Consider the following 9,931-nt stretch of genomic DNA (forward strand, 5'->3'; position numbering starts at 1 on the left):
CGGGGTCCGGCGCCGCGCGTGCGGGGCACTCCCCGCGAACCCCGGGCCCGGTCCGCGCGGTACGCCCTCCGGCCGGTGCCAAGGGCTTCGTCCCGGCGCTCGAGGGGATTCGCGGCCTCGCCGCCGTCGGCGTGCTCACCACGCACGTCGCGTTCGTCACGCGGTCGTCCACCGGCTCGCCGATCAAGAGACTGTTCGGCCGTCTCGACCTGGCCGTCGCGGTCTTCTTCGCCAAGTCCGGTTTCCTGTTGTGGCGTGCGCACGCCGATCACGCCCGCCGGGACAGGCCGGGAACGGCGAGGCCCACACGCGAGTACCTGCGCTCGCGGCTCGTGCGGATCATGCCGGCCTACGCCGTGCTGGTCGCCGCCGCGATGCTGCTGCTCGAGCAGAACCACGTCAACGGGCCCGCCTCGTGGATCGCCAACCTGACCCTCACGCAGATCTACACGTCGAACTTCCTCGTCGCCGGCCTCACCCATGCATGGTCGCTCGCGGTGGAGATGGCGTACTACCTCGCGTTCCCGCTGCTGTGGACCGCGCTGAGGGGCCTGCGCGGCGACGCCGCGAAGTGGCGGATCCCGGCCATCGCCGCGTTCGGCGCGTCCGGTCTGGTGTTCCCCATGATCCCGTGGCACGCGCTCGGCCTCCTGCCGACCGATGTCAACGTGCAGATCCTCCCGCCGTCGTTCACCGCCTGGTTCGCCGCGGGGATGCTGCTGGCCGAGATCGTGACGGCCCCGCCCGGCACGCTCGTCCGGGCCTGTCGCGATCGACTCGCGCGCTGGGGCTGGTGGATCGCCGGCGGGGCGGCGCTGGTCGTCACCACCGTGCCGGCGTGGTTCTCCGAGGGCTTCGTCCATCCGGGACCGCTCGAGTTCGCCGCCCGCACCGGGCTGGCGGGCACGATGGCGTTCCTCGTCCTGGCCCCTGTCGTCCTGGCGCCGGAGCGCACACGGTTCCCCGTGCTGGAATCGGCTCCGCTGCAGAAGGTCGGTACCTGGTCGTACGGGATCTTCCTGTGGCACCAACTCGTGCTGCACGCCGCGTTCCCCCTCACCCGCACTCCGCTGTGGGCGCCGCGCATGGCGGTCATCTGGCCGGTCACCGTCGCGGGTTCACTGGCGGCGGGCGCAGCGAGTCACCGATTCCTCGAGGAGCCCGCGCGCAGGGCACTCGAACGACGCTGACCGCGGCTGTGGAATCGGGCGAACGCTCGGGGCGGGAGCGGAGAAATCGGGGGTGTACCGGGCCCCTTAGTCAGGTTAGGATTACCTAACCGGTTCGCGTCCGGCACGGTGTCGGCGTTCAGCGTCCGGCCCCGAAGGGACGTGCGTCATGACCTCCAGCCCTCTCCCCCAACACGACCGCGACTCCGACACGGTCGCCGGGCACTGGCTCCTGGCCCGGGTCGGCAAGAAGGTTCTGCGCCCGGGCGGACGCCAGTTGTCGCAGTGGCTGGTCTCGGCGGCGCCGGTGGCCGGTCGTCGGGTGGTCGAGTTCGCGCCGGGCCTCGGTCTCACGGCGCAGCTCCTACTGAACGAGAGGCCCGCGTCCTACGTCGGCGTGGACTCTGATCCCGATGCCGTCAGGGTCACGCGGGGAGTCGTCGGCAACCGTGGCGAACTCGTGGTCGCCCGAGCGCAGGAGACCGGTCTGGACACCGCGTCCGCCGACCTCGTCGTCGGCGAGGCGATGCTGACGATGCAGGGCGATTCCACCAAGAAGGAGATCGTCGCGGAGGCCCGCCGCCTACTCGACTCCGGTGGCCGGTATCTGGTCCACGAGCTGTGCCTGGTGCCGGACACGCTGGACGACGAGACCAAGACGAGCATTCGCAGAGACCTCGCCCGGTCCATCCGCGTCAACGCGAGGCCGCTCACCGTGGCCGAGTGGACCCGGCTGTTCGATGAGGCCGGCTTCGAGGTCGAGGCCACCGAGCTGCGCCCGATGGCGTTGCTCCAACCGAGGCGGATGCTCGCGGACGAGGGCCCGGGCGGCGTGTTCCGGATCGTGCTCAACGTCCTGCGCGACGCCGACGCGCGCAGACGCGTCCTCGCCATGCGCACGACCTTCTCCACATACGAGGAGCACATGCGCGCGGTCGGGTTCGTTCTCCGCACGCGCTGAGCCGCTCTCCTGCCCGGCCGGGACCCGCGGCGGCCACGACCCACCGCAGCGGGAACGCGGGAGCGCTTCAGGAGTCGAAGGCGTCGATGATCGCCTGTGCGGCCAGTGCCGCCGTGAGCGTGCCGTCGCGGACCTGCTGCTCGACCTCGGGCGCCACCCTCTTGACGTCGGGATCCGCGGCCAGGCGTGCCATGAGCGTCTCGTGCACCATCGACCAGGTCCAGTCGACCTGCTGGCGGGCGCGACGCGCCTCGACCTCGCCGATCTCGGCCATCGTCTGCTGGTGCTTGCGGACCGCGTCCCAGAAGCCGTCGAGGCCCTCGCCCTCGAGGCCGGACATCGTCAGGACGGGCACCTTCCACACCGCATCGGCCGGCCTGACCAGGCGCAGCGCGGCCCCCAGCTCGCGGGCGGCCCGCTGGGCGTCCTTCACGTGCGGCCCGTCGGCCTTGTTCACGGCCACCACGTCCGCGAGCTCGAGGACGCCCTTCTTGATGCCCTGCAGCTGATCACCCGTCCGCGCGAGAGTGAGGAAGGTGAAGCAGTCGACCATGCCGGCCACGGTCACCTCGGACTGGCCCACGCCGACGGTCTCGACGAGGATGACGTCGAAACCGGCGGCTTCGAGCAGGACCATCGTCTCCCGCGTCGCCTTCGCGACGCCGCCGAGCGTGCCGGAGGTCGGCGAGGGCCGGATGTAGGCCCGCGGCTCGGTGGAGAGAGTGGCCATGCGGGTCTTGTCGCCGAGGATCGAGCCACCGGTACGCGTGGAGGAGGGGTCGACGGCGAGGACCGCCACCTTGTGGCCCTGCTCCACCAGATAGAGGCCGAGGGACTCGATGAACGTCGACTTGCCGACTCCCGGCACCCCGGTGATGCCGATCCGCAACGCCCCGCCGGCGTGCGGCAGGGCGCCGAGGAGCAGCTGCTGGGCCTTCTCCCGGTGGGCCGGATTGGTGGACTCGAGCAGGGTGATCGCGCGGGCCAGCACGGGCCGCCGGTCCTCCAGCACTCCCTCGAGCAGCGCGTCGACGTCGATCTCGCGGCGGGGGCGCGGCCCGGTCGACCTGGGCACCGGACCCCGCGGGGCGCCGGTGCCCGCCGTGGTGGACATGGCGCCCAGGGGGTTCCCCGAACCCGCCGGATCAGGTCCCGAGCCGAGCCGTGTCACGTCCGATCAGGCCTCCGTGGCGTCGGTGGCCGCCGACGACAGGTCGTAGCCGAGCTCGCCGGCGAGGGTGTCGAGCAGCCCGATCGCGGCCTCGGCGATGACCGTGCCGGGCGGGTAGATCGCGGCGGCACCGGCGTCGTAGAGCTCCTGGAAGTCGCCGGGAGGGATCACGCCGCCGACGGTGACCATGATGTCCTCGCGGCCCACCTCGGCCAGAGCCGAACGCAGCGCCGGCACGAGCGTGAGGTGCCCGGCCGCGAGCGAGGACACGCCCACCACGTGGACGTCGGCGTCGGCGGCCTGCTGGGCCACCTCCTCCGGCGTCTGGAACAGCGGACCCATGTCCACGTCGAAGCCGAGGTCGGCGAACGCGGTACCGACGACCTTCTGGCCGCGGTCGTGACCGTCCTGGCCCATCTTGGCCAGCAGGATCCGCGGGCGGCGCCCGTCCTGCTCGGCGAACGCATCGGCCATCCGCATGGCCCGGGTGACGTTGTCCACGGCGCCCTCCTTGGTGACCTCCTGCCGGTACACACCGGACAGGGTCTTGATCTCGGCCTTGTGACGACCGTAGACCTTCTCCAGCGCGTCGGAGATCTCACCGATGCTGGCGTGGGCCCGGGCGGCGTCGATGGCCAGCGCGAGGAGGTTGTTCTCCAGGTCGCTGCTGGGGCCACCGGAGGCGGCCTCCGTCAGTCGGGCGAGGGCGGCCTGGCAGGCGTCCTCGTCGCGCTCGGCCCGCAGCTTCTCCAGCTTGGCGAGCTGCTCGGAGCGCACGCGCGAGTTGTCGACCTTGAGGACCTCGATCTCCTGGTCCTCGGTGACGACGTACTTGTTCACGCCGATGACCGGCTGGCGGCCGGAGTCGATGCGCGCCTGCGTGCGGGCCGCGGCCTCCTCGATGCGCAGCTTGGGGATGCCCTCGCCGATGGCCTGCGCCATGCCGCCGGCCTCCGCGATCTCCAGCAGGTGGAGCCGGGACTTGTCGGCGAGCTGGGCCGTGAGCCACTCGATGTAGTACGAGCCGGCCCACGGGTCGATCGGACGGGTGGTGCCCGACTCCTGCTGCAGCAGCAGCTGGGTGTTGCGGGCGATGCGCGCGGAGAAGTCGGTCGGCAGCGCGAGCGCCTCGTCGAGAGCGTTGGTGTGCAGCGACTGCGTGTGGCCCTGTGTGGATGCCATGGCCTCGATGCAGGTGCGGGCGACGTTGTTGAACACGTCCTGGGCCGTCAGCGACCAGCCCGAGGTCTGAGAGTGGGTCCGCAGCGACTTGGACTTGGGGTTCTTCGGACCGAACTTCTCGACCAGCTCGCTCCACAGCAGACGTCCGGCGCGCAGCTTGGCGATCTCCATGGAGAAGTTCATGCCGATCGCCCAGAAGAACGACAACCGCGGTGCGAACTTGTCGATGTCCAGGCCCGCGTCCAGGCCGGCACGTAGGTACTCGACACCGTCGGCCAGCGTGTACGCGAGCTCGAGATCGGCCGTCGCCCCGGCCTCCTGGATGTGGTACCCGGAGATCGAGATGGAGTTGAAGCGCGGCATCTTCTGGGAGGTGTAGGCGAAGATGTCCGAGATGATCCGCATGGACGGCTTGGGCGGGTAGATGTAGGTGTTGCGGACCATGAACTCCTTGAGGATGTCGTTCTGGATGGTCCCCGCGAGCTGCTCCGGCGTCACCCCCTGCTCCTCGGCCGCGACCACGTAGAACGCCAGGATCGGGAGGACCGCACCGTTCATGGTCATCGACACCGACACCGACGAGAGGTCGATGCCGTCGAACAGCTCCCGCATATCGAGGATGGAGTCGATCGCCACGCCGGCCATGCCCACGTCACCGGCCACGCGCGGGTGGTCGGAGTCGTAACCGCGGTGGGTGGCGAGGTCGAACGCCACGGACAGGCCCTTCTGCCCGGCGGCGAGGTTGCGGCGGTAGAAGGCGTTGGACTCGGCAGCGGTGGAGAAGCCGGCGTACTGGCGGATGGTCCACGGCTGGTTCACGTACATCGACGGGTACGGCCCGCGGAGGAACGGAGCCGCACCGGGCACGGTGTCCAACGGGAAGGGGGTGATCTTCTCGCCGTCGTCGGTCGGGGCGGTGCCGGCCTCGACGGCGTCACGGTCGGCCTTGGTGTAGACGCGCTTGACGTCGATACCCTCGGGCGTCTCCCAGTGCGCGTCGGAGGCGATGCCGTCCTCGACCGCCACGGCGGCCGCCCGGGCGTCGGGGCCGTCGGTGTCGCGGAGGGAGGCGGTGCTGAAATCGGGGAAGGTCGTCATATCACTTCACTCCCAGCTGGTCGAGGAGGGTGGTCAGGGCGGCGACGGCGTCGATGCCGAGCGCCAGGTAGCCGTCCGGGCGGTCGGTGGCGCCCACCGGGAAGCCCTTCTCGGCCCCGGCGAGGTAGACGGTCGACACGCCCGCGTCGCGGAGTGCGCGCACGGCGGCCTCCCCCTCGGTGGCGTAGCGCTTGTCGGCGCCGCAGAGCACGGCGATGTCCTCACCCTCGCGGGCGGTGGCGTACTGGCCGGCCTCGGTGACACCCGGGTTGCGCGCCTCGATGCCGCCGGCGGCGAGCAGGTTGGCCACGAACGTCACACGCGGCGTCGTCTCGGCCTGCGGGCCCAGACCCGCCAACAGGACGGTCGGCCGGGACCCGGTCGCCTCCAGGTGCGCGTCGGAGCGGTCACGCAGGTCCTCGAACGCGCGGCCGTACCGGTAGTCGTCGCCGCCGCGCCGGGAGGCGTCGAGCGGCTGCTCGGCCAGGTTCGGGAACTCGGACACTCCCGTGACAGGCGCCGTGCGGTGGGCGATGTCGGTGTCGCGGGCCTCACGGACCCGCGCGATCGCCTCGCGGACGGTCCCCGACTCGATCGCCGCGACCAGGCCGCCCTCGGCCTCGATGGTCTGCAGGGCCGACCACGCGGCGTCCGCGAGGGAGTCGGTGATCGACTCGACGTACCAGGAGCCGCCCGCCGGGTCCACGACGTGGCCCAGGTGGGACTCCTCGAGGAGCAGGAGCTGGGTGTTGCGGGCCATGCGCTCGGCGAACGAGCGGGAGGTGCTCTCGAGCCCGCCGGGAATGGAGGCGTCGAAGGGCAGGACCGTCACGGAGGTGGCCCCGCCCACGCCGGCGCCGAATGCGGCCAGTGTCGTGCGCAGCATGTTCACCCACGGGTCGCGGCGCGACATCATGGCGGCGGAGGTCACGGCGTGCTGCGGCGCGCCGCCGGCCTCGGGGGCGTCCAGCAGTTCGGCGACGCGGGCCCATATGAGGCGGCCGGCGCGGAACTTGGCGATCGAGGCGAACTGGTCGTCGGTCGCGGACAACCGGAACGAGACCTGGCGCAACGCGGCCGCGGCGGGCACGCCCGCCGAGACGAGCGCGCGCACGTATTCGAGGCCCGCGGCCACCGCGTAGGCCAGCTCCTGGGCGTCACCGGCACCGTCGTCGTGGAAGACCGTGCCGTCGGCGACGAAGGTCCGAATGGTCTCCTCACGCTCGGACATCCGGGCGGCGAGTGCGACCGCGGCCTCGAGTCCGATCGAGTCGGCACCGGCGTAAGCGGCGGTGACCGGGGCGGCGCCCAGGTCGGCGATGACCGCGGCACGGTCGGCGACCCCGTCACCGGCCGAGCGGCGCTGGTCCAGCAGGTCCAGGAACGCGCCGGCGACCTCGTCGAGGTCCGCGCCCGCGTCGAAGGTGACCGGGGCCAGATCGAGGTAGACGTCCTTGAGGACCCCTGCGAGGTCCGCGGCGGGCACGGACAGCCAGAGCGCCGAGACGCCCTGGTTCAGCAGGTCCAGGACCTCGGTGTTGAGCTCGGAGGCCTCCCCCGTCGCCTCGACGCGGGCGCTGACGTGCCAGCCGCTCTCCGGCAGGCCCGACCGGTCCCCGCCGCGGACGAACGGGAACCGCCCCGGTGCGGGGCGTTCCGCGATCTCGTCGACCCGGGTGTAGAGCGGGTTGATCTCGATGCCGTCCCGGGTGGTGGCCACGAGGGCGCGCCACGCGTCCACCGGCATGTCGGCGGGATCCTTGCGGGCGGCCTTCGCGAGGACGGCTCCCACAGAGGCGTACCAGGAGTGAAGGTCAGGACCTGTGGTCGGACTGGTCACCGGTACCTCGTTCTCGTGTGGAGTGAAGGGGGTCACTGTCGGACTCTAGCCGAGCCCTGTTCGCAGAGGGAACGCGGCAATACCCGCTGGCCCGCACGCGGGGGAAGGCGTCCGCCCGCACGCCGGGCGGGTTGGCCGGTACGCGTGGACTACAGTCGCCCGCGTGCGGGGACGGGTGATCGCGTGGGTGGGGGCCGTGGCGCTCGTCGTGCTGGTCGCTACCTTCGTGCCGACGCCGGGCCTCGAGCAACTGCGCGAGTGGGCCGCGCAGTTCGGGCCGTGGTTCGCCGCGGCGTTCTTCGCCGCCTACGCCGTCGTCACCGTCGCGCCGATCCCGCGTTCGACCTTCACCTATTCGGCGGCCGTGTTGTTCACCCCGGCCGTGGCGATCCCGTGTTCCCTGGTCGCCACCGGCGTCGCGGCGGCACTGTCGTTCGTCGCGGTGCGGCGGCTCGGTCACGAACGGACGGCCGCGCTGCGGGCGCACCCCCGCGTGGCCGCCGTGGACGCCCGACTCCGTCGACGCGGGTGGTTGTCCGTGGGGAGCGTGCGACTGGTGCCGGCCGCGCCGTTCTCGGTGGTGAACTACGCCGCCGCCCTCACCTCGATCCCCTACCCGCAGTTCATCGCGGCCACGGTGATCGGTAGCGCCCCGGGAACCGTCGCCGCGGTCCTGCTGGGCGACTCGCTCACGTCCGGCGATGGTGCGGCCGCACTGTGGGCCACGGTCGGGTTCGCCGCCGTCGGACTCGCCGGGATGGTGCTCGACGCCCGGTTGCCGGTCAGGCCGGCTCCGTGACGAAATCGACCAGCCGCTCCACCGCGCCGAGCAGCGCCGGCTCGACGTCACGGTAGGAACTCACCGCCGCCAGTACCCGGCGGAATCCATCGGCGGGCTCGCCCCAGCCCAGTCGCCGGCAGATGCCCGTCTTCCAGTCCTCGCCGCGTGGCACCACCGGCCACTCGCGGATGCCCACCGCGGACGGCTTCACCGCCTGCCAGATGTCGACGTACGGGTGGCCGGTGACAAGAACGTTCTCGCCCAGGCCGGCGACGATCCTCGACTCCTTGCTGCCCTCGACCAGATGGTCCACGAGCACTCCGAGGCGCGCCGAGGGTGTGGGTCCGAACTCGGCGACCAGCGCGGCCAGGTCATCGATGCCGTGGAGCGGCTCCACGACGACACCCTCGACCCGGAGGTCGTGGCCCCAGATCTTCTCGACCAGAGCAGCGTCGTGGATGCCCTCCACCCAGATGCGGCCCGCCCGGGCCGTGCGGGCGCGCAGACCCTCGACCTTCCGCGACCCGGAGGCCGTGACCGCGGGCCCGCGACGGGCGGCCGGGACCGGCTTGCGCAGGGTCACCGGTGAGCCGTCGATGAGGAAGGCCGAGGGCGTCATCGCGAAGAGGCGGACCCGACCGTGCCGGTCCTCGAGTTTGACGAACTCGCCGTCGTAACTCCGGTCGAAACCCACCACCGCGCCGCAGAACCCGGACTCGGCGTCCTCCACCACCAGGTCCCGCTCGGCGTCGACGACGGGGACCTCCGGGCGGCGGCGCCGCGCCGTCCCGGACAGGATGTCGGAGCCGTACATGTCTGCCATGGCCAGACACCGTAGCCGCAGTCGTGCCGGGGGTACCGGCGGCGCACCGTCGGTAGGATCGATCGTCATGTCCCGACCCCTCACCCGTGACTCCGTGCTGTCCCCGGCGTGGCCGTTGCCCCTCCACCTGCTCCGGACCGCGTGGGCGGATCAACCCTTCGACGAACTGACCGGGTATGTCTCCGGTCTCGCCGGGTCCCATCTGCTCGACATCGTCGGCGAGCCGGTGCGGATGCTGGACGGGCTCTCCCCCGCCGGCGGTCCCACGGGCCTGCTGCCGGACCTGGTCACCACGCTGCGGCGCGCCGGCCGTGAGCACCCGGCACCCGAGGTCCTGTCCCTGCTCACGGCCGCGCCCGGTGACTCGTCGAGCCTGCCTCCGATCCCCTCGGTCCGGGCGGACGTGGCCGACGCCGGCTGGGGCGTGCTCGTCCGCGACCCCGCCTCACGCGAGGCGGTGTGTCTGACCTGCGTCCAGCCCCATCCGGACGTGCTGCGCTGGCGGGCGCGCGGGGTGCTCGACTGCCCGGTGGCGCCCCAGCCGGCGGGTCCGTCCGAGGCACTGGCCGAACTCGGTCGCGCAGTCATGGACGCCGCCGAACTCATCGAACGGACCGCGCTGCGGACCGGACCGACAGCGCAGGTCGACATCCACGGCCACGTCACGCGGTTGCCCGCCGGGCTCCCCCCGCGGGTGGTGGAGCTCGTCGACCGGATCGACCGGGTCGAGGCGATCATCGCCGTCGCCCTGGCCCAGCCGGACGTCGGCGCGGACCCTGCCGCGCGCGAACCGGTGCTCCGGCGGCTGATCGCGGTCAAGGACGCGGCGCGCCGGTCCGCCGTGGCCGCGGCCGGCGACGCCGCTCTCCGGGCGCGCTAGCTAGTGGGCATCTCCGTTAGTTCGTC

The 9,931-nt window shown here is 72.0% G+C and carries 8 protein-coding genes; 4 read left to right on the forward strand and 4 right to left on the reverse strand.

Annotated elements, in window-relative coordinates; translation table 11 throughout:
- Both HMPREF3086_RS13285 and HMPREF3086_RS13290 read left to right on the forward strand, forming a co-directional pair.
- A partial coding sequence (locus HMPREF3086_RS13285; protein ID WP_070722348.1) for an acyltransferase family protein occupies positions 1-1,190 on the forward strand: 1,190 nt, incomplete at its 5' end.
- Positions 1,191-1,338: 148 nt separating this feature from the next.
- Complete coding sequence (locus tag HMPREF3086_RS13290; protein WP_070722350.1) at positions 1,339-2,130, forward strand: class I SAM-dependent methyltransferase; 792 nt, start codon at positions 1,339-1,341, stop codon at positions 2,128-2,130.
- A gap of 67 nt (positions 2,131-2,197) precedes the next feature.
- On the opposite strand, the gene meaB is transcribed toward HMPREF3086_RS13290, so the two are convergent.
- The 3 genes from meaB to HMPREF3086_RS13305 form a co-directional block, all read right to left on the reverse strand.
- Entirely contained in the window at positions 2,198-3,244 is a 1,047-nt protein-coding gene (gene meaB, locus HMPREF3086_RS13295) for a methylmalonyl Co-A mutase-associated GTPase MeaB (protein WP_239550205.1), read from the reverse strand.
- 63 nt (positions 3,245-3,307) lie between these two features.
- Positions 3,308-5,581: a methylmalonyl-CoA mutase gene (scpA, locus tag HMPREF3086_RS13300; RefSeq protein ID WP_070722352.1), complete on the reverse strand. Its 2,274-nt coding sequence runs from the start codon at positions 5,579-5,581 to the stop codon at positions 3,308-3,310.
- A 1-nt stretch (position 5,582) separates the two neighbouring features.
- Complete coding sequence (locus HMPREF3086_RS13305) at positions 5,583-7,421, reverse strand: methylmalonyl-CoA mutase family protein (protein ID WP_070722354.1); 1,839 nt, start codon at positions 7,419-7,421, stop codon at positions 5,583-5,585.
- Between the two features lie 163 nt (positions 7,422-7,584).
- On the opposite strand from HMPREF3086_RS13305, the gene HMPREF3086_RS13310 reads away from it, so the two are divergent.
- Complete coding sequence (locus tag HMPREF3086_RS13310; protein ID WP_246830996.1) at positions 7,585-8,220, forward strand: TVP38/TMEM64 family protein; 636 nt, start codon at positions 7,585-7,587, stop codon at positions 8,218-8,220.
- On the opposite strand, the gene HMPREF3086_RS13315 is transcribed toward HMPREF3086_RS13310, so the two are convergent.
- Entirely contained in the window at positions 8,204-9,016 is an 813-nt protein-coding gene (locus HMPREF3086_RS13315; protein WP_061228697.1) for a DUF3097 domain-containing protein, read from the reverse strand. The genes HMPREF3086_RS13310 and HMPREF3086_RS13315 overlap by 17 nt on opposite strands.
- 76 nt (positions 9,017-9,092) lie before the next feature.
- Between HMPREF3086_RS13315 and HMPREF3086_RS13320 the strand changes: the two genes are divergently transcribed.
- The gene (locus HMPREF3086_RS13320; protein WP_070722357.1) at positions 9,093-9,905 is read left to right on the forward strand and encodes a hypothetical protein; all 813 of its coding nucleotides are present in this window, start codon (positions 9,093-9,095) and stop codon (positions 9,903-9,905) included.
- Positions 9,906-9,931 lie beyond the last annotated feature (26 nt).

Source organism: Dietzia sp. HMSC21D01 (assembly GCF_001815995.1).
Classification (GTDB): domain Bacteria; phylum Actinomycetota; class Actinomycetes; order Mycobacteriales; family Mycobacteriaceae; genus Dietzia; species Dietzia cinnamea.